This window comes from Pseudomonas sp. 43A, assembly GCF_013363935.1.
GTDB lineage: Bacteria > Pseudomonadota > Gammaproteobacteria > Pseudomonadales > Pseudomonadaceae > Aquipseudomonas > Aquipseudomonas crudilactis.
In genome coordinates this window covers 3414823-3433730 of record NZ_CP054880.1, presented here as the reverse complement: position 1 = coordinate 3433730, position 18908 = coordinate 3414823, and the positions used below count along the sequence as shown (strand labels likewise).

At 60.3% G+C, this 18908-nt stretch carries 18 protein-coding genes and 1 tRNA gene; 11 read left to right on the top strand and 8 right to left on the bottom strand.

Annotated elements, in window-relative coordinates:
- Positions 1–301: 301 nt before the first annotated feature.
- A complete protein-coding gene (locus HUW52_RS14950) occupies positions 302–1225 on the bottom strand; it encodes a helix-turn-helix domain-containing GNAT family N-acetyltransferase (RefSeq protein WP_175554079.1) in 924 nt (307 codons plus the stop codon).
- A 67-nt stretch (positions 1226–1292) separates the two neighbouring features.
- The gene (locus HUW52_RS14945; RefSeq protein WP_175554078.1) at positions 1293–1568 is read right to left on the bottom strand and encodes a hypothetical protein; all 276 of its coding nucleotides are present in this window, start codon (positions 1566–1568) and stop codon (positions 1293–1295) included.
- A gap of 137 nt (positions 1569–1705) precedes the next feature.
- On the opposite strand from HUW52_RS14945, the gene HUW52_RS14940 reads away from it, so the two are divergent.
- Entirely contained in the window at positions 1706–2542 is an 837-nt protein-coding gene (locus HUW52_RS14940; RefSeq protein ID WP_175554077.1) for an AraC family transcriptional regulator, read from the top strand.
- A gap of 55 nt (positions 2543–2597) precedes the next feature.
- A complete protein-coding gene (locus tag HUW52_RS14935; RefSeq protein WP_016987713.1) occupies positions 2598–3194 on the top strand; it encodes a LysE family translocator in 597 nt (198 codons plus the stop codon).
- A gap of 10 nt (positions 3195–3204) precedes the next feature.
- Here the strand turns inward: HUW52_RS14935 and HUW52_RS14930 are convergent, their stop codons facing one another.
- Positions 3205–3975, bottom strand: coding sequence for an AraC family transcriptional regulator (locus HUW52_RS14930; protein WP_175554076.1), 771 nt, complete (start codon positions 3973–3975; stop codon positions 3205–3207).
- Positions 3976–4206: 231 nt separating this feature from the next.
- Between HUW52_RS14930 and HUW52_RS14925 the strand changes: the two genes are divergently transcribed.
- The 5 genes from HUW52_RS14925 to HUW52_RS14905 all read left to right on the top strand — a co-directional run bounded on the left by HUW52_RS14925 (position 4207) and on the right by HUW52_RS14905 (position 10704).
- Complete coding sequence (locus HUW52_RS14925; protein ID WP_175554075.1) at positions 4207–5832, top strand: APC family permease; 1626 nt, start codon at positions 4207–4209, stop codon at positions 5830–5832.
- A gap of 22 nt (positions 5833–5854) precedes the next feature.
- Complete coding sequence (locus HUW52_RS14920) at positions 5855–6781, top strand: 4-hydroxyproline epimerase (RefSeq protein WP_175554074.1); 927 nt, start codon at positions 5855–5857, stop codon at positions 6779–6781.
- 55 nt (positions 6782–6836) lie between these two features.
- Positions 6837–7784 (top strand): dihydrodipicolinate synthase family protein, encoded by a 948-nt coding sequence (locus tag HUW52_RS14915; protein ID WP_007916052.1) that lies wholly within the window; start codon positions 6837–6839, stop codon positions 7782–7784.
- Positions 7785–7856: 72 nt separating this feature from the next.
- Complete coding sequence (locus tag HUW52_RS14910; RefSeq protein WP_175554073.1) at positions 7857–9449, top strand: aldehyde dehydrogenase (NADP(+)); 1593 nt, start codon at positions 7857–7859, stop codon at positions 9447–9449.
- Positions 9439–10704 (top strand): FAD-binding oxidoreductase, encoded by a 1266-nt coding sequence (locus HUW52_RS14905; RefSeq protein ID WP_175554072.1) that lies wholly within the window; start codon positions 9439–9441, stop codon positions 10702–10704. The genes HUW52_RS14910 and HUW52_RS14905 overlap by 11 nt, the downstream gene beginning before the upstream one ends.
- A gap of 72 nt (positions 10705–10776) precedes the next feature.
- Here HUW52_RS14905 and HUW52_RS14900 read toward each other — a convergent pair whose 3' ends face one another.
- Positions 10777–13050 (bottom strand): hypothetical protein, encoded by a 2274-nt coding sequence (locus tag HUW52_RS14900; RefSeq protein ID WP_175554071.1) that lies wholly within the window; start codon positions 13048–13050, stop codon positions 10777–10779.
- Positions 13051–13075: 25 nt separating this feature from the next.
- Positions 13076–13150: transfer RNA gene (locus HUW52_RS14895), tRNA-Lys, on the bottom strand.
- Between the two features lie 295 nt (positions 13151–13445).
- Between HUW52_RS14895 and HUW52_RS14890 the strand changes: the two genes are divergently transcribed.
- Together HUW52_RS14890 and HUW52_RS14885 are read left to right on the top strand one after the other, a co-directional pair.
- Positions 13446–14279 (top strand): oxidoreductase, encoded by an 834-nt coding sequence (locus tag HUW52_RS14890; protein WP_175554070.1) that lies wholly within the window; start codon positions 13446–13448, stop codon positions 14277–14279.
- An 11-nt stretch (positions 14280–14290) separates the two neighbouring features.
- The gene (locus tag HUW52_RS14885; RefSeq protein WP_175554069.1) at positions 14291–15229 is read left to right on the top strand and encodes an AraC family transcriptional regulator; all 939 of its coding nucleotides are present in this window, start codon (positions 14291–14293) and stop codon (positions 15227–15229) included.
- Between the two features lie 5 nt (positions 15230–15234).
- Here HUW52_RS14885 and HUW52_RS14880 read toward each other — a convergent pair whose 3' ends face one another.
- The 3 genes from HUW52_RS14880 to HUW52_RS14870 all read right to left on the bottom strand — a co-directional run bounded on the left by HUW52_RS14880 (position 15235) and on the right by HUW52_RS14870 (position 16774).
- Positions 15235–15447, bottom strand: coding sequence for a DUF2945 domain-containing protein (locus HUW52_RS14880; protein ID WP_175554068.1), 213 nt, complete (start codon positions 15445–15447; stop codon positions 15235–15237).
- Positions 15448–15476: 29 nt separating this feature from the next.
- Positions 15477–15677, bottom strand: coding sequence for a hypothetical protein (locus HUW52_RS14875; protein WP_102899126.1), 201 nt, complete (start codon positions 15675–15677; stop codon positions 15477–15479).
- A gap of 170 nt (positions 15678–15847) precedes the next feature.
- Complete coding sequence (locus HUW52_RS14870; protein ID WP_016987705.1) at positions 15848–16774, bottom strand: Gfo/Idh/MocA family protein; 927 nt, start codon at positions 16772–16774, stop codon at positions 15848–15850.
- A gap of 185 nt (positions 16775–16959) precedes the next feature.
- Here HUW52_RS14870 and HUW52_RS14865 point away from each other — a divergent pair, with 185 nt between their 5' ends.
- Positions 16960–18009: an NAD(P)-dependent alcohol dehydrogenase gene (locus HUW52_RS14865; RefSeq protein WP_175554067.1), complete on the top strand. Its 1050-nt coding sequence runs from the start codon at positions 16960–16962 to the stop codon at positions 18007–18009.
- 123 nt (positions 18010–18132) lie between these two features.
- Positions 18133–18828 (top strand): tRNA (adenine(22)-N(1))-methyltransferase TrmK, encoded by a 696-nt coding sequence (locus HUW52_RS14860; RefSeq protein WP_306149208.1) that lies wholly within the window; start codon positions 18133–18135, stop codon positions 18826–18828.
- Positions 18829–18908: the final 80 nt, after the last annotated feature.

The following is an 18908-nucleotide window of genomic DNA, read 5'->3' as shown; positions in this document are numbered from 1 at the left end:
GCTCGAACAAGTGAGCGCCCGCATCATAACCTTCATTCAGAGGCTTTCAGGAAAAGTAATTTTCTGATTTGTTAACCATTACTTCTGCCAGCTTTTTCTGGAAATGAAATAGCGCAAACAACCAGTTTCATACGAACTTTAACCTTGCAAGGGGGCACAAAGACTCTTACCATGAGAGAACGTTAAAGCAGCTAGTGAAGCAACAAACCTCGGTCGCAAACCAAGGTTTACAAAAGAACCGCCCCGCAAAGGCGGTTTTTTTTCGTCTGCCCTTTCACTGCATCCGCCGATGAAAATCAGATCACAACACCCGTGCCCACGTCTGACTCAGCAGATCCTTGCCAAAGCTGTGAACCGCCTCCTCCTCCACCAACTCAAACCCGGCCTGCTGATAAATTTTGCGTGCAGCCGTCAGGTTACTGGTCGTCCACAAGGTCATTTTCTGGTAGCCAACCTGGCGGGCGAAACGCAGGCACTCCCCGACCAGACGACTGCCAATGCCCAAGCCCCGCGCGCTGGCGTCGACGTAGAGCATGCGCAGTTTGGCGGTTGTTTCATCCTGGCGGACGATGAACACGGAGCCGATGACCTTGCCGTCCTTTTCCGCAATCCAGCAGCGCTCGCTCGTCGGGTCGTAATCACGCAGGTACTTGGCGACCACCTCGGCCACCAGTGTTTCGAACTCTGAATTCCAGCCGTATTCGCGGCTATACAGCGCGGCTTGCTGTTGCATCACCGTGCCCATGTCGCCGGGCTGCGGATCGCGGAACAGGTAAGTCGAGTCCTTGCTGCCTTCCAACAGGTTCTGGATCAGCGTCATGGCGCCGATCAGTTGCTTCTGCTGCGGCTCGGGCAGACGCTCGAGCATGGCGACGATTTGCTCGCGAGAGGCCTTTTCCAGCGGAGTCAGGATTTCCCGGCCCAGATCGGTTAAGTGCAATTGCGCAGCGCGGGCATCCGTGGGCGACGGGACTTTCTGAATCAGGCCACGCTTCTCGAAACCACTGATGATGCGACTCATATAGCCAGCGTCGAGGCCGAGCATCTGGCGCAGATCGGCGCTGGTCAGGTCACCGCGCGAGGCCAATTCATACAAGATGCGCAGCTCGGTCAGCGAGTAGTCGCTTTGCAGCAAATGCTCCTGCAATACGCCGATCTGATGGGTGTAAAAACGATTGAAGCCGCGCACGATGTCGGCTTGCTCAAGAAGATGGTTGCTGGACATGGCGAATGCTCAGATGGTTGCCTAAGGCAACTATATATTTGCCTCAAGCAACCATGTCAATAGAAAGCTATCGGCACTTCGCCAACACCACCTGACAGGTATCCGGTGTCCCCCCGGAGCGCCCGGCATAACGGATGCAGTTGTTCATCGATTTCTGCCGGGCCATGTTCAAACTGGAGCCCCACGCCAGACCGCCCTCGCCGACAGACGGCAAGGCTTTGGCGTAGCAAGCATCGCCAACACCCGACGGTGGATAGTGTTTTCGGCTGGAGCAGCCTGCGCCAAGCGTCAGGCCAAGGCCGATCAGGGTGAGCATGCTCCAGAGCGAGCATCGGTTAATCATCGCATTCCACCTGCCGGCAAAGGGGTCGTAACCTGCTGAGTCTAGTCCCCTCACCTGCACAAATCTTCTAAACGTCGACGAGCATTGCGCGGTATTTTATGGGGCCGCACCTTTCAATGGCGAACACTGGAGCCTTCGTGGATAAACGCAACTGGATCGAGCTGTCCCAGGATGTCGACACCGGGATTGAATCGATTCGCGCTCACTTTGAGGGCCATGCCTACGATCCGCACTGGCATGACAGTTTCCTCGTCGGCGTTACCGAACAAGGTGTGCAGCAATTCAATTGCCGCCGCGTACGCCATCGCAGTACGCCGGGCAACGTGTTCCTGCTGGAGCCGGGGGAAATCCACGATGGGCAAGCGCCGACCGAGGAAGGTTTTACCTATTCGATGCTCTACCTCGATCCACACTGGCTGGAGCGTGAACTGCATGCGCTGTTCGAAGACGCACCGGCCGACAGCCAGCCAGGTTTTGCCGACACGCTGAGTCAGGACCCGCGTCTGGCCACAGCGATCAGTCAAGCCTTCCATGCACTGCATGATGGCGATCTGCGGATCGTCCGGCAGACCGCCGTCGACGGGTTGCTGAGCTCGCTCACGCGCCATCTCGACTGGCGTAAGCGCCAGGCTTTCGATCCGCGCCTGCCGTTGGTGGCGCAACGGGCGCGGGATTATCTGCACGCGCATGCCTATGAAGATATCGGTCTCGATGATCTCGCGCAGGTCTGCGGGGTAGACCGTTTTCGGCTCAGCCGCGCCTTCAAGTCTGCTTTTGGTCTGGCGCCGCACGCGTACTTGATCCAGTTGCGCCTGGCCAGGGCGCGGCAGTTGCTGGCCCGGGGTGAAACGCCGGCGCAGGTCGCCAGCGTGCTTGGTTTTGCCGACCAGAGTCATCTCGGTCGCTGGTTCCGCCGAGCCTACCAACTCACCCCCGCCGACTACCGCAAGCGCTGCTCAAACCTTCCAGACTGACGAAAGCGGACTGGTGATCATGGATGCCTGTTTTCATTTTCAGGAAATCCGGATCATGGCGTCATTACTGCCCTTTCTGCTGTTTGCTTTCGTTGCCTCGATCACGCCGGGGCCGACCAATATTCTGGTGTTGAGCCACAGTTCGCGCCAAGGCCTGCTCGCCACGTTGCCGATCATTTTTGGCGCTTGCGCGGCGGCGGCACTGATTGTGCTGGTGGTCGGCCTCGGTGCCGGCGAAACCTTGCTGCGCTATCCGCGCGTGCAACAAGCCATGGCCTGGGGCGGTGTACTCTGGTTGAGCGGGCTGGCGTGGCAGATCTTTCGCAGTGCGCCGCCGTCGCTGGACCCGACGGATACGCAGGAAGAAGGTTTCAGCGTACTGGGCGCCGCCATGCTGCAACTGGTCAATCCCAAGGTGTGGATGATGGCCATGGCCGTGGTCAGCGTGTTTGTCGGCGGTGGTGACAAGACCCTGCGGCTGCTGGTGTTGTCGCTGGCGTTTCTGTTGGTGTCGTTGCCATGTATGACGTTGTGGGCGTTGCTGGGTGTGGGCAGCGCGCGATTGATGGGGTCGCCCAGGGCGTTCAAGCGGATGAACACGGCACTGGCGTTGTTGTTGCTGCTCTCGGCATGGCTGACAGTCTTGGCGTAACTCCACTTCATCAGGGGGAAGTGGCCTGCCGATACTCGCGCGGCGTAAAACCGGTCGACGCCTTGAACTGGCGGGTGAAGGCGCTGTGATCGGTGTAGCCGCATTGCAGCGCCACATCGGTAATCGGCAGGTCGGTGTGCAGCAAGCGGTGCGCGTGTTCGAGGCGTACTTTCTGGATCATCTGCCGTGGCGTCAGGTGGAACACCCGTTTGCAGTAACGCTCCAGTTGCGCGACTGAAATGCCGGCGATTCGGGTCAGTTCACTGAGGGTGACCCGACGATTGAAATGCGCGCGAATATGCTCATCGACAGCCGCCAGTCGCTCGAATGCCGGATGGGCTTCACTGGCCGATTGCAGGTCCACCGAAATCCCCGCCAGACCAATGATCACCCCGTCACGGTTGTACAGCGGCTGCTTGTGCGTCAGGCACCAACCCGGTTCGCGACTGCCGTACAGATGCAGCTCCAGTTGGTCCTCCAGCACAAAGCCTTCTTCCAGCACCTTGCGATCCTGCTCGGTGTAGCCCGGCCCGAGTTGCGCCGGGAACACCTGCGCACTGGTTTTCCCAAGCAACGGACGCAGATCCTTCAAGCCGCAGCGTTGCACCAGCGTGCGATTCGCGAGCACGTAACGGGCCTGCACATCCTTGATGAAAATCGCCGCGTTGGGGATCACATCGAGCATCGGCAACAACAGCGCGGCGCCGGCCAAGAGTTCCTCAAGTGTCTGCGGGCGATGCCCATCAATGCCTTGAGCCAGGATCGAAAACGCCTGCTGCATCAAACAATCCCCTCGTAACGTGGATGGACAAAGCGCCTGCCATGCGGCCTTCGCGTGCAGATTGCAGCATCGTTAAAGACCTGTCGAGGGCCACGTTTCGCCAGTGCGATTGTGCTGATTTCGTCATCGAAGCCACCGCAAAACATCAATCGCCACACCATCGATGAGTTCAAAGTCTGGCCGTCCCAGTGACACAACTGCCTATCCAATAACTCACAAGAAGGCGATGCCATGTCAGGCCAAGGCAAGTTCAAAAAACAGCTTTCACTGATCGACCTCACATTTATCGGGCTCGGGGCGATCTTCGGTTCCGGCTGGTTGTTCGCGGCCAGTCATGTGTCCGCGATTGCCGGGCCGGCGGGGATTTTCTCCTGGCTGCTGGGTGGTTTTGCCGTGTTGTTGCTGGGCATCGTCTATTGCGAGCTGGGCGCGGCATTACCGCGTGCCGGCGGCGTTGTGCGCTATCCGGTTTACTCCCACGGGCCGCTGCTCGGCTACCTGATGGGCTTCATCACCCTGATCGCGTTTTCCAGTCTGGTGGCGATCGAAGTGGTTGCCTCACGCCAATACGCAGCAGCGTGGTTTCCAGAGCTGACCAAGGCTGGCAGCGGCGACCCGACGATTCTCGGCTGGATGGTGCAGTTCGGCCTTCTTTGCGTGTTTTTCCTGCTCAATTACCGCAGCGTAAAGACCTTCGCCAAGGCCAACAATCTGGTCAGCGTGTTCAAGTTCATCGTGCCGCTGTTGGTGATTGGTGTGCTGTTCACTTTCTTCAAGCCGGCCAACTTCCACGTGCAAGGATTCGCCCCGTTCGGCTTGTCCGGTATCGAAATGGCGGTGTCGGCGGGTGGCGTGATTTTCGCGTATCTGGGGCTGACACCGATCATCTCGGTGGCCAGTGAAGTGAAGAATCCGCAGCGCACCATTCCCATCGCGTTGATCCTCTCGGTGCTGCTGTCGACGTTGATTTATGTGCTGCTGCAAATGGCCTTTCTTGGCAGCATCCCGACGGAAATGCTCGCCAATGGCTGGGCCGGCATCAGCAAGGAATTTTCCCTGCCGTACCGCGACATCGCCCTGGCATTGGGCGTGGGCTGGCTGGCCTATCTGGTGGTCGCCGATGCGGTGATCTCGCCGAGCGGTTGCGGCAACATCTACATGAACGCCACCCCGCGCGTGATCTATGGCTGGGCGCAGACCGGCACCTTCTTCAAGGTCTTCACGCATATCGATGAGAAGTCCGGGATTCCGCGTCCGGCGCTGTGGCTGACCTTCGCCCTGTCGGTGTTCTGGACCCTGCCGTTCCCGTCGTGGGAGGCGCTGATCAACGTGGTTTCCGCTGCGCTGGTGTTGAGCTACGCCGTAGCCCCTGTGACCGTGGCCGCGCTGCGCCGCAACGCGCCGAATATGCCGCGCCCGTTCCGGGTCAAGTGCATGGGTCTGCTCGGGCCGGTGTCGTTCATCATCGCCGCGCTCATCGTCTACTGGTCGGGCTGGAACACCGTGTCGTGGCTGCTCGGCCTGCAAATCCTGATGTTCGTTGTGTATCTGCTGTGCGGCCGCTTCGTGCCGACCGCTCACCTCAATCTGGCCAGCCAAGTGCGTTCCTCGGCGTGGCTGATCGCCTTCTATGCGGTGACCATCGTGTTGTCGAAACTCGGCACCTTCGGCGGTCTCGGCATCCTCGCCCATCCGTACGACACCCTCGTCGTCGCAGCCTGTGCCACTGGCATTTACTACTGGGGAGCGGCGACCGGCGTACCGGCGCACCTGCTGCGTCTGGAAGAGGACGACGAAGAAAGCGAAGTCGCCGCCCCGGCCTCGAGCGTGTCTGCGCGCCCTGCCGGCGCCTACTGAAATCATCCAACGGGATCTATTCATGAAACAACTACACGTCATTGATTCCCACACCGGCGGTGAACCGACGCGCCTGGTGATGAACGGCTTCCCCGATCTGCCCGGCAACAGCATCGCCGAAAAACGAGACGCCCTGCGCACTCAGCATGATCAATGGCGCCGCGCCTGCCTGCTGGAGCCGCGCGGCAACGATGTGCTGGTCGGCGCGTTGTATTGCGAACCGGTATCGGCGGACGCCACCTGCGGGGTGATCTTCTTCAACAACGCCGGTTATCTGGGCATGTGCGGCCACGGCACCATCGGCCTGATCAACTCGTTGCATTACCTGGGGCGAATCGAACCGGGCGTACACAAGATCGACACGCCAGTCGGCCCGGTCAGCGCCACGCTGCATGACGACGGAACCGTCACCTTGGGCAACGTACCCGCCTATCGACATTGCAAACAGGTGCCAGTGGATGTGCCGGGATTCGGGCGAGTATTTGGCGACATCGCCTACGGCGGCAACTGGTTTTTCCTCGTTTCCGAGCACGGCCAGACGCTGACCATGGACAACGTCGAACACCTCACGGCGTACACCTGGGCGATGCTCAAGGCCCTCGAAGACCAAGGCATTTATGGCGAGGACGGCGCGGTGATCGATCACATCGAACTGTTCGCCGATGACGATCAGGCCGACAGCCGCAACTTCGTCATGTGCCCCGGCAAAGCCTACGACCGCTCACCGTGTGGCACCGGTACCAGCGCCAAACTCGCCTGCCTCGCGGCCGACGACAAGCTGAAACCCGGCGCGACCTGGGTGCAAGCGAGCATCACCGGCAGCCAGTTTGAAGGCCGCTTCGAATGGGACGGCGAGCGAATTCGCCCGTTCATCACCGGCCGCGCTTACATGACCGCCGACAGCACCTTGCTGATCGACGAAGCAGACCCGTTCGCGTGGGGCATCTGAGCCACCGCGCTGACTTTTCACCTCAAATTGAATGATGTGCCAAGGAGTTAAAACAATGAGCGACAACATCTTCACCGGTTGCATGCCGGCCCTGATGACCCCGTGCACCGCCCAACGCAAACCGGACTTCGATGCGCTGGTGGCCAAAGGTCGCGAGCTGATCGATATCGGCATGAGCGCCGTAGTCTATTGCGGCTCGATGGGTGACTGGCCGCTGCTGACCGAAGCCGAACGTCAGGAAGGCGTGGCGCGTCTGGTCGCCGCGGGGATTCCAACCATTGTCGGAACCGGCGCAGTCAACTCTCGTGAAGCGGTTTCCCACGCGGCCCACGCGGCAAAAGTCGGCGCGCAGGGTCTGATGGTAATCCCCCGCGTGCTGTCCCGTGGCGCTTCGGTCACTGCGCAAAAGGCCCATTTCGCCGCGATTCTGCAAGCCGCGCCAAACCTGCCGGCAGTGATCTACAACAGCCCTTACTACGGCTTCGCCACCCGCGCCGACCTGTTCTTCGAACTGCGTCGCGAGTACCCGAACCTGATCGGCTTCAAGGAATTCGGTGGTGGTGCCGACTTGCGTTACGCCGCCGAAAACATCACCAGCAAAGACGATGACGTGACCCTGATGGTCGGTGTCGACACGCAAGTGGTGCACGGTTTCGTCAACTGCAACGCCACCGGTGCGATCACCGGTATCGGCAACGCCCTGCCCCGCGAGGTGCTGCAACTGGTGGCGCTGAGCAAGCAGGCGGCCAAGGGTGATGCCAAGGCCCGTCGTCAGGCGCGAGAGCTGGAATCGGCGCTGGCGGTGCTGTCGTCGTTCGATGAAGGCTGCGATCTGGTGCTGTACTACAAGCACCTGATGGTGCTCAACGGCGACAAGGAATACACCCTGCACTTCAACGAAACCGATGCGTTGAGCGATTCGCAGCGGCGGTATGCCGAGAAGCAGTATTCGCTGTTCCGTCACTGGTACGAGAACTGGTCGGCGGAACAGAACTTCGCCTGAGACCGCAAGCCCCACCTGCCGCGATGCGTTGCGCTACGCGGCAGGCATTTCCCTCTTTATCAGGAAGACACCATGACTCTGACGGGCCACATGCTGATCGGACAGCACACGGTTGCTGGCCATCGCGCCGCCATTCGCGGGATCAATCCGGCTACCAATGAAACGCTGGAGCCCGCGTATGCCGGTGGATCGGCCGAGCATGTCGAACAGGCCTGTGCGCTGGCCTGGGCAGCGTTCGATGTTTATCGCGAGACGGCGCTGAATGTTCGCGCTGAATGTCTCGAAAGCATTGCCATGGAAATCGAAGGCCTAGGCGATGAACTGATCGACCGCGCCCACGCCGAAACCGGCCTGCCGCGTGCGCGCCTGCTAGGTGAACGCGGGCGCACTTGCCAACAATTAAGAATGTTCGCCCGCACGGTCCTCGCCGGTGAATGGCTGGATGTACGCGTCGACAGCGCACAACCGCAACGCCAGCCGTTGCCACGCGCGGATCTGCGTCAGCGTCAGATCGCGCTGGGGCCGGTCGCGGTGTTTGGTGCGAGCAATTTTCCGCTGGCATTTTCGGTGGCGGGCGGTGACACCGCGTCAGCATTGGCCGCCGGTTGCCCGGTGATCGTCAAGGCGCACAGCGCGCATCCCGGCACCAGCGAACTGATCGGTCGCGCGGTTGCTCGGGCGGTAAAAAACTGTGGTTTGCCGGAAGGCGTGTTCTCGTTGCTGTACGGTTCCGGCCGCGAAGTGGGCATCGCACTGGTCACAGATCCACGGATCAAAGCGGTGGGTTTTACCGGTTCGCGCAGCGGTGGCCTAGCGCTGATTCAAGCGGCGCAGGCCAGACCCGAACCGATTCCGGTGTACGCGGAAATGAGTTCGATCAATCCGGTGCTGCTGTTTCCGGCGGCGCTGGACAATCGCACGCAAGCGTTGGCTGAAGGGTTTGTGACCTCGCTGACACTGGGTGCGGGCCAGTTCTGCACCAATCCGGGTTTAGTGATCGCCTTGAAAGGACCGGCGCTGGACAAGTTTATCGCCGCAACCGCCGAGATCATTCAACGCAGTCCGGCGCAGACGATGCTGACACCGAACATCTTCAGCGCTTACGAATCGGCCGTGAATGCGCTGGCCGAGAATGCCGCTGCACGTCTCAGCGGTGTAGGTCAGAGCGGCAACGGCCCGAACCAATGTCAGGCCCGTGTATTCGTGACCGAGACTGCCGACTTTCTTACCGATCACCGCCTGCAAGCCGAAGCCTTCGGTGCAGCTGCGCTGATCGTGCAATGCGAAAGTGAAGCTGAAATCCGCCAGGTGACCGAGCATCTGGAGGGTCAGTTGACCGCGACATTGCATCTGGATGACCAAGACCTGCAACAGGCGCGTGCTTTGCTGCCGACGCTGGAGCGCAAGGCCGGCCGCTTGCTGGTCAACGGCTGGCCAACCGGGGTCGAAGTGTGTGACGCAATGGTGCATGGCGGGCCGTTCCCGGCCACCTCGGACGCGCGCACGACATCCGTCGGTACGGCGGCGATCCTGCGTTTCCTGCGCCCGGTGTGTTATCAGGACTTCCCCGACAGCTTGCTGCCTGACGCATTGAAACAAGGCAATCCGCTGCAATTACGCCGTCTGCTCGATGGGCAAAGGGAAGCGCAGCGCCATGACGAATAACGCTTCCCACGACATCGCTGTGGTCGGCGCCGGCATCATCGGCGTCGCCTGTGCATTGCGTCTGGCTCGTCAGGGCTTGCGCGTGGTGGTGATCGATCAGCAGCCACCCGGCCACGGCGCCTCGTTCGGCAATGCCGGACATCTGGCGACCGAACAGGTGTTTCCGATTGCCGACGCGTCCATCCTCAAGCGCCTGCCCGCCATGCTGATGGACCCGATGGGGCCGTTGCGGCTGGACTGGCAATACCTGCCGCGCGCCTTGCCATGGTTCACTCGGTTGTTGCTGAATCTGCGCCCGGCGCCTTTTCAGAACACCGTGGCAGGCTTGCGCGCGCTCAATGAAAGCAGTCTTGATGCGTGGCAGCGCTTGCTCGCCGACATCCAGCGGCCTGACCTGCTCAAGGTCGATGGCTCGCTGTTAGTGTTCGAACGCCACGAATCGCGTCAGGCAATCCAGGCATTACAGGCTCGCCTGCATCAGCAGCAGGTGCCGGTCGATTACTGGCAGTCCGGCGCCATACGCGAAACCGCGCCGCAACTCAGCGAACAGATTCAGGGCGGCTTGTTCTTCCCACGCACCGGGCACTTCATCGACCCGTATCGCGTGGTGTGTGAATTGGTCGAAGCGGCCAAGGCCAGCGGCGTGAGCTTCGTACAGCAGCAGGTTCAGGGTGGCTATGTGCAAGAGCACGGGGTGACGCTGACCACCGGCAATGGCGGTCTGACTGCCAGCCGCGTGCTGATCGCCTGTGGCGCACATTCGGCGAAACTCACCGCCGCCCTCACCGGCAAAAAAGTACCGCTGGACACCGAGCGCGGTTACCACCTGATGCTGCCTCAGGAACACGACCGACTGCCCTTCCCCGTGACCTCGCTGGAACGCAAGTTCATCATGACGCCGATGGCCGAAGGGTTGCGTCTGGCCGGCACCGTCGAGTTCGCCGGTCTGGAAAAACCGCCGAGCATGGAACGCGCGTGGCAGTTGCATCGGTTGAGTCAGGGTCTGTTTCGCAAGGATCTGAGTGCTGAAGCGGCGACGCCGTGGATGGGTTTCCGACCGTCGTTGGCGGATTCGTTGCCGGTGATTGATCAGGTGTGTGAGGGCAAGGTGTTGCTTGCGTTCGGGCATCAGCATTTGGGGTTGACGCAGGCGGCGGTGACGGCGGAGATGGTGGTGCGGATGGCTTTACCTGCGACTGCAAAAGAGGCCTGCAGGCTGCCACTCAACGAACAGTACAGGCTCGATCGTTTCTGAAAGGAAGTCTCTGACCCACAAGCCTGCATTCCTGCGCAGGCTTGCAGCCGTGCACTGGCAGAACGACAGACGTTACAGAGGCATTAACCAGTGTCGCTCAGTGGTCCATCCCAGAAAAACCCTCGCACCCTCATCTTTCTGGCGACTCAGGGTCAGCTGATGCCCGGCAGCGGCAACACGCAAGCCAATCATGACAGGCAGGAACCTTTCGCGGAACTCGCTGGATTGCGCTGCAAAATGCGACTCAAGGCTATCGAGCGCAGAACGCAACAGCTCGCCATCCAGCATCGACAAGTAAAACATCATCTGACGCCAGGCATACGCCGTGTTCTTCAACATCACCAGACGTGCATGGTAATGCGTGATGTGCATTTGTTGCCGCTTGCAAATCCACTCGAAGCACGCCAGCGCCAGCGCGCTCAAACGATGATGCAACAGTATTTTCAAGTTCAATTCGCCGAACAGGAGCGCGAGGTTTTGCGTCGTCAGAATTTGCTGCTGTTCGAGTATCGTGCCGTTGACCGCTGGCCGCCACGTGCCAAAGGTGGCGTTTGCACGCTGCGCGCACAGCGTCGCCAATGCATCACGGCTGTTGTTTCTGCGCTGATCGGGAAGGCCTGCCAGGCCATCCGTATCAATGTCGTAATAGCGAGCGTAAAGCGTCCCGGCCATAAATCTGGCCGATTGCCTGGCTGCTCTCGTGAACTTGGTGGAGAACGCGCCCATGAAAATGTCAGCCGCCACCTCGTCGACGAAAGGCAGCTCCAACTTCGCCGTTTCAGCCAGTGAAACAAATTCCTGTAGCAGCTTGTTCGGAAGAATGGCCTGTGGAAACGCCGAGAGAGTCATTGCAGAGGCCTCGAGCAACGCTTGCCTGGCGCCCGTGGCGGAGATATCACTCGCCTCACGCTCTCCCTCTAAAGCCGCGACCCACGGCAGCTCGGCAATTTTGACCTGACTTTGCAGGTTAAGCAGCAGCAACGAGCGCCGACGACGGAAGGCGCGATACGTTGCACCCGCCAACGACTGCAGCATCCCGTCCCGGTATACGCTGCTACAGATTTGCGCTGTCATTGCAGGCAGAACCTGCGCCACGGTATCGGCGGATGAGATCAAGCCATGATCAATCAACTCGGCAATGGTCCCCTTGCGGCAACGCTCGAGGCGGCGGCGAACCGCAGGCGGAATCATCACACCAAGGGTCAGCTGGTGACGCTTCGCCTCCTCATCGGTGATCGGTTCAAGCAGCGGCGAAAAGTCACTGACGCCGTCCGAACCCGGGTGACTAACCAAACGTGCCGAGACAGCCCGGGCGATCAAATGATGCCCGGGGGCCGCCACATGTTGACGCTGCTCTGCTCGTTTAAGGGAATGTGCGTCGGACTCGGGATGCCCGTGTTTGGCCACAAAGTCATCAACAATGCGCCGGATGCGGCCGACCTGGCGGCCCGTCAATGATGCTTGATCGCGCAAACACTGACCGAGCAACGCAAACAGTTCTGCCGCCCGGGTCTTGAAGGGACCGTTGCTGCGGTGTTCAGCGCTACAGGTCCGAGCGATCTGCGCGCCGAGTGCGGTTGCGCGTTCGAACCAGCCTTCAGGAAAGTGTTTGCAAGGCCAGCCATCCTGACAGGTCAAAAGAAACAGTGAGACGGCAGCGTCGTAGAGAGGCAGACGATTTTCAACCACATGCTTTTGGACGGCCAGACGCGGTTGAGCCAATTGCCGGTTGAGCCGCTGCCTGACACTGGCGTTATCAAAAACATGCACCTCAGCCGTGGAAATCGGCGGCTCGTCAACGGCAGTCGGGAAGAAACGCAGGCGATCGAAGAAAGGCGCGATCTGCTCGATCAGCGTTCGCGCCTCGTCAGTACGCTGATGCCGCAAAAGCCATGACACTGTCAGCATTGCGGCTTCCTCCGGAACATCAATTTGATAGGTGCCGCTCGCTAAACGCTCTTGCAGCGTTGCGACGCCCACATCCGATAGATGCCAGATGTTGAGATCGAACCGTTCATGACCGGCACGAATGCCGGAGATCGACGCGGCTAACTGGCGCTCATAGGCAGTCAAAGCGCCACCGGCCGGGAGTTGTCCGGTGGCAAATCCACCCGTCGCCACGTCCAGCGTGACCCACTGCGGCAAATCGGCGAAAGGCACACGTGAACCATATTGTGCGCTGCCCTGCATCAGGTGTTCGACTACCCGCTGCCAGCGCTCGACTCGGTTGCGTGCCTGCGGGTCAGCGTCGCGCTGTATAGCGGTCAATGCTCGTGAGAGTTGGAACACCGCATAACCTGCATTCACGCCATCGTGCTTGCCGAACTCACCGTCGTCCCTGGACATGCTTCCTTGTGATCCTGCAATGTAATGGGTCCGGGGGCTGGATTCGAACCAGCGCCCACCCGGTTAAGAGCCGAGTGTTCCACCGCTGAACTACCCCGGAACAGAGCGCGCATTGTCGACCAGCAACGAAGGAATGTGAAGCCTGGTGTCTGTTGCGAGACAATTCGCGCACACGAGCTGAAACGAACACGCCGTTACTATCTTCGGGGACCGGTCCTGTCACTCTTGACCACGTATCGAGGCGCGCCCGTCATGGCAGTCTTTTTCTGTTTAATGGCGTCCGTCGTAGAAGTTCAGCCTGATAGGAATAGGCAATGCTCAAAGATAAACCGGCATAGGTGCGCCATTTGTTGATCGCTACCATGGCCTCAGACCTGACCCAATGGGAGCTCGACATGACTCACACTAAAACCCTGTTCATCACCGGCGTCAGCAGCGGTTTCGGCCATGCGCTGGCCAAAGAAGCGTTTGCCGCAGGCCACCGTGTCATCGGCACGGTGCGCAGTGAAACTGATTTGCAAAAGTTCCAGGCACTGTCCCCGGACAACGCTTACGGCGTGCTGCTGGATGTCACTGATTTCGAGCGGATCGACAGTGTCGTTGCGCAAGTCGAAGCCACACACGGCCCGATCGACGTGCTGGTCAATAACGCCGGTTATGGCCACGAAGGCGTCTTCGAAGAATCACCCTTGCAGGAGATGCGCCGTCAGTTCGACGTCAATGTGTTCGGTGCGGTGGCGATGATCAAAGCCTGTCTACCGTTCTTCCGCCAGCGCCGCGCGGGGCATATCCTCAATATCACCTCCATGGGCGGCACCATCACCATGCCGGGCATCGCCTATTACTGCGGCAGCAAATTTGCCCTCGAAGGGATCTCCGATACCCTGAGCAAGGAGCTGCGGGCCTTTAACATTTTCGTCACTGCCGTGGCACCGGGCTCGTTCCGTACCGATTGGGCGGGTCGTTCGATGCAACGCACCGAGCGCAGCATTGCCGACTACGACGCCAGTTTCGACCCTATCCGTAAAGCGCGAGAGGAGAAAAGCGGCAAGCAACTCGGCGACCCGCAAAAGGCTGCCCGAGCGATGTTGCAGATCATCGCCAGCCCGGCACCACCCGCCCACTTGCTGCTGGGCAGTGACGCCTTGAGCCTGGTCCGTGACAAACTGAAATATGCGGCCAACGAGATCGATCAATGGGAAGCGCTGAGCCGGTCCACCGATCATTGAGTGAGGATGTGATGACGCAGGTCGATGCAAGCACCGTGCGCATGGTGCAACTGATGAAAGTCCTCGCGCCGGTCGAGGGCTACAGCCTCAGCGCGCTCGATGACGTGCGCTTCCTGCGCTCGAATCGCCCACTGACCCGCACCCCGGTGTTGTACGACCCCGGCATTGTCATCCTCTGCCAGGGTCGCAAGCGCGGTTATCTGGGTGAGGACACCTACGTCTATGACGCGCAGCATTATCTGGTGGTGTCCGTGCCCATCCCCTTCACCATGGAGACCGACGCCACGGCAGCCGAGCCGATGCTCGCGATTTACATGCAACTGGACTTTCAGTTGGCCAGCGAGTTGATGTTGCAAGTCGATGAGGTGCATGGCGTCAGCGATGCTGAGCCAAAAGGCATGTACGCCTCGCCGATGGACGACGCGCTGCGCACCACGACCTTGCGTTTTCTCGAGGCGATGAGCGTCGCCGGTGAAGCGCAAATTCTTGGGCCGGCGCTGGTGCGTGAGATCTATTACCGCATTCTCACGGGCGAGCAAGGTGGATCAATGCGTGCCGCGCTGCATCGTCGCGGGCATTTCGGCAAGGTGAGCCGGGCGATCCGCAAGATTCACAGCTGTTATCAGCAGCGCCTCGACGTCGAGCAGTTGGCCCACGAAGCGAGCATGAGCGTGCCGAGTTTTCACCTGCACTTTCGCAGCGTCACCGATACCTCGCCGATGCAATACCTGAAGTCGACACGCCTGCATCAGGCGCGGCTGCTGATGCTGCGCCAGGCGATGAGCGCATCGGCGGCAGCGTTCGACGTCGGTTATGAAAGCGCCTCGCAATTCAGTCGCGAGTTCAAACGGTTTTTCGGCCGGACGCCGCAGGCGGAGGTTGAATGGATGAAGGCGACGTACTCGTTGCCGCCGCCGACAACGCCTTCCGAATTCGTATCGTCGCACTAGTCTGGTCATTTCGCGGGATGAAGCGCCGCGCTGTGGTGCATTGCCAGATGCCCGGTCTTGTCACTTTTGACTTCGTACTGCGGCTCGTCTTTTGAAGCAGGCCGAGGGCGGCCCATGAACTCGACATCCCGGGTGTGCACCTTGACCACCTTGCCGCGAATCTCGCCAGCCTCGCTGTTCCACTGAACTGCGTCGCCGACCTTGAATGACGTGCTCATGGCCTGTCCCCCACACTTGTTCAATCGGGTCATTGCGACTCAGGATGCTCACTCGATACCGAGTTATTGGCCGCCACATCCGTCATGTCTTCATCGACCGGCGACTCTTCATCGGCGGGCAATGGAACCTCGGGCGGGTTGCGTTTCGGATCATGCCCCGTCTCATTGTCCGTCGTCCGTGTCACGTCTTGCTGTGACCGGTTACCCGGTGCATTTTCATCGATGTCCATGCTTGCTTCTCCGTTCTTGTACACGGGATATCCGCGCTTGAACGTGAGAGGCAACGGCACAGCGCAAGTGCCGGGCAATGGACGAACGGTGCTCCAACGAAAAAAGCCTGCCGTTCAGAGGCAGGCTTTGGCTTGGCGACTAAAAACAACCGTGCCGGGCCAGCCGCGCACTAATCGTAAAACGCCTCAACCAACACCCGACTGCCGACAAAAAAACTGTCCGCCACCAGCCGCAACGGCTGCACATCCAGGTCACTGGCCTTGTCGCCGATCAATTGCTGAAAGTGCCGATAAACCGCCGCGTACTCACCCTCCTCCGACACAGCCTGGCGCACACCGTCAATGCTCAACAGCGCGCCACCGTTATCCAGGCGCAGAACACCCTCGGCGCAACGAACCTCGATACTCCACAGCTCATCATGGCCATGGTCGAAGTCGAACTCCGCACGCACATCGAGTTGATGCGCATCAGCCATTTTGATCGACGCAGCAATCGGTGACTGGCAGTTGCTCGGTACGCGCAGTTCGGCCGATTCGACAAACAGCGGCAGCGCCAGTAAATGAGTCACGATCGACAAGGCATTGATGCCCGGATCGAATACGCCGAGGCCACCGGGTTGCCAGATCCATGTTTGGCCGGGGTGCCATTTGCGTACATCTTCTTTCCAGTCGATCTGCACGCTTTGCAAAGTGCGCGAGGCGAGCCAGTCGCGAGCGGCTTCGATCCCGGGCGCATAGCGTGAATGCCAGGCAAACAACGCGCTGACGCCCTGCTCTGCGGCCTGATCGACCAAGGCCAATGCCTCACCCAACGTGGCACACGGCGGCTTTTCCACCAGCACATGTTTGCCGGCGGCCAACGCTTGCTGCACCAGCGCGAAGCGCCCTTGCGGCGGCGTGCAGAAGGCAATTGCATCCACCGGCGGGCCGTTTTTCAGCAGCTCACCCAAGGACTGGAAGTTCTCAACGCCCGCGCAGGGCTTGCCTTGGGTGGCGACGGACACCAAGTGGAAGGCGGGATTGGCGAGGATTGCCGGGACGTGTTGATCCTGGGCAATCTTGCCGTAGCCCACCAGACCGAGACGGATTGGTTGCATCAATGACTCCGCTTTTGTTTTGTTTTAGTCAGAGCGGCAGATTACCTGCAAACACCACGAGCGTCTGTCCGCGCAATGTCACAACCGCTCACAGGATCAGGCAAGGATCGCACAGGAATGCACTACTGCCCGGTGCGGCAGAACAGCAAGAATGTCGCCACGACAAACCGATTGAGGATGTTTCCATGCTTGTACAAGCCTACGGCGCCCACGCTGGCGACAAACCCCTTGAGCCGATGCAGATCAACCGCCGCGCGCCGGCCGCCCATGATGTGCAGATCGATATCGCCTTCTGTGGCATCTGCCATTCCGACCTGCACCAGGTGCGCGCGGAATGGGCCGGCACGCAATTCCCGTGTGTACCGGGGCACGAGATCGTCGGTCGCGTGTCGGCCGTCGGCGCACATGTGTCGGACTACAAGGTCGGTGATCTGGTCGGCGTCGGTTGCATCGTCGACAGCTGCAAACATTGCGACGACTGCGAAAGCGGTCTGGAAAACTACTGCGACGGCATGATTGGCACCTACAACTTCCCGACTCCGGATGCACCGGGCTGGACACTGGGTGGCTATTCGCAAAACATCGTCGTGCATGAACGCTACGTGCTGCGCATCCGTCATCCCGAAGCGCAACTGGCCGCCGTCGCGCCACTGTTGTGTGCCGGCATCACCACCTACTCGCCACTGCGTCAGTGGAACGCCGGCCCCGGCAAGAAAGTCGGCGTGGTCGGCATCGGTGGCCTCGGTCACATGGGCATTAAACTGGCCCATGCTCTGGGCGCGCACGTTGTTGCGTTCACCACCTCTGAATCCAAGCGTGAAGCAGCCAAGGCGCTGGGCGCCGATGAGGTTGTGGTGTCGCGCGATGCCGAAGAAATGGCCGCGCACGCCAAGAGTTTCGACCTGATCCTCAACACCGTCGCGGCGCCGCACGATCTCGATGCTTTCCTGGTGCTGCTCAAGCGTGATGGCGCCTTGACGCTGGTCGGTGCGCCGGCCACCTCGCATCCTTCGCCGAACGTGTTCAACCTGATCATGAAGCGCCGCACGATTGCCGGTTCGATGATCGGCGGCATTGCGGAAACTCAGGAAATGCTCGATTTCTGCGCCGAGCACGGCATCGTTTCCGACATCGAACTGATCCGCGCCGACCAGATCAACGAGTCCTACGAGCGCATGCTCAAGGGCGACGTGAAATATCGCTTCGTGATCGACAACGCGACGTTGGCGGGCTAAGCCTCGGCGCCCATTGGCCGTTCAGCGCGGTCAATGGGCCATTGAATTCCGTCGCCGGGATTTGACAGGGCCGGCGTTGCTCGCCAGAGTCGCACCCCTTTGCCTGCCATCAAGGGGTTGCGGTTGAACGAACAGACATTGTCCATGCGCCTTGAGCGCGTGGCTGCACACGTGCCGGCCGGCGCGCGGCTGGCCGATATCGGCTCGGATCACGGCTATCTGCCGGTGGCGCTGATGCGCCGTGGCCTGATCGCAGCGGCCGTGGCGGGTGAAGTCGCGTCGACGCCGTTCCACGCGGCTGAACGCACCGTGCGCGAGAATGATCTGCAGCAGCACATCAGCGTGCGCCTGGCTGATGGTCTGGCGGCCATCGAACCTGACGACGGGATTACCGCCATCACGATCTGCGGCATGGGCGGTGAGACCATCCGCGACATCCTCGACAGCGGCAAAGCCCGTTTGAGCGGCAAAGAGCGCCTGATCCTGCAACCCAATGGCGGCGAACAACCCTTGCGCCAATGGCTGATGGAAAACGGTTACCGGATCCTCAGCGAAGAACTGCTGCGGGAGAACCGCTTCCACTATGAAATCATCGTTGCCGAGCGCGCAGCCTCCGTGGCCTACACCGATCAAGAACTGTACTTCGGCCCGCTACAGATGCAGGCACGCAGTCCGGAGTTTCTGGCCAAGTGGCAACACAAGCTGCGCGAAAAGCAGAAAACCCTGAGCCAGTTCGCCCGGGCGCAGCAGGCTGTGCCCGAGGCGAAGGTACGAGAGATCACGTGCCAGGTTGAATGGATTGCGCAGTTGCTGGCTTGAGAAGCCGGCCGCAGAGGTGCGCATGCCGGTGGAGACACGGCCCGAGCGGGCCTGGAATCCCGCGAATGGCGATGGCGACA

Excerpts from the sequence above, each read along its gene's own strand:
- HUW52_RS14920 (WP_175554074.1), top strand. The coding sequence starts at position 5,855 with ATGAAACAACTACACGTCATTGATTCCCACACCGGCGGTGAACCGACG.
- HUW52_RS14945 (WP_175554078.1), bottom strand. The coding sequence starts at position 1,568 with ATGATTAACCGATGCTCGCTCTGGAGCATGCTCACCCTGATCGGCCTT.
- HUW52_RS14930 (WP_175554076.1), bottom strand. The coding sequence starts at position 3,975 with ATGCAGCAGGCGTTTTCGATCCTGGCTCAAGGCATTGATGGGCATCGC.
- HUW52_RS14890 (WP_175554070.1), top strand. The coding sequence starts at position 13,446 with ATGACTCACACTAAAACCCTGTTCATCACCGGCGTCAGCAGCGGTTTC.
- HUW52_RS14925 (WP_175554075.1), top strand. The coding sequence starts at position 4,207 with ATGTCAGGCCAAGGCAAGTTCAAAAAACAGCTTTCACTGATCGACCTC.
- HUW52_RS14880 (WP_175554068.1), bottom strand. The coding sequence starts at position 15,447 with ATGAGCACGTCATTCAAGGTCGGCGACGCAGTTCAGTGGAACAGCGAG.
- HUW52_RS14885 (WP_175554069.1), top strand. The coding sequence starts at position 14,291 with ATGACGCAGGTCGATGCAAGCACCGTGCGCATGGTGCAACTGATGAAA.
- HUW52_RS14865 (WP_175554067.1), top strand. The coding sequence starts at position 16,960 with ATGCTTGTACAAGCCTACGGCGCCCACGCTGGCGACAAACCCCTTGAG.
- HUW52_RS14900 (WP_175554071.1), bottom strand. The coding sequence starts at position 13,050 with ATGTCCAGGGACGACGGTGAGTTCGGCAAGCACGATGGCGTGAATGCA.
- HUW52_RS14905 (WP_175554072.1), top strand. The coding sequence starts at position 9,439 with ATGACGAATAACGCTTCCCACGACATCGCTGTGGTCGGCGCCGGCATC.
- HUW52_RS14935 (WP_016987713.1), top strand. The coding sequence starts at position 2,598 with ATGGCGTCATTACTGCCCTTTCTGCTGTTTGCTTTCGTTGCCTCGATC.
- HUW52_RS14950 (WP_175554079.1), bottom strand. The coding sequence starts at position 1,225 with ATGTCCAGCAACCATCTTCTTGAGCAAGCCGACATCGTGCGCGGCTTC.
- HUW52_RS14915 (WP_007916052.1), top strand. The coding sequence starts at position 6,837 with ATGAGCGACAACATCTTCACCGGTTGCATGCCGGCCCTGATGACCCCG.
- HUW52_RS14870 (WP_016987705.1), bottom strand. The coding sequence starts at position 16,774 with ATGCAACCAATCCGTCTCGGTCTGGTGGGCTACGGCAAGATTGCCCAG.
- HUW52_RS14875 (WP_102899126.1), bottom strand. The coding sequence starts at position 15,677 with ATGGACATCGATGAAAATGCACCGGGTAACCGGTCACAGCAAGACGTG.
- HUW52_RS14910 (WP_175554073.1), top strand. The coding sequence starts at position 7,857 with ATGACTCTGACGGGCCACATGCTGATCGGACAGCACACGGTTGCTGGC.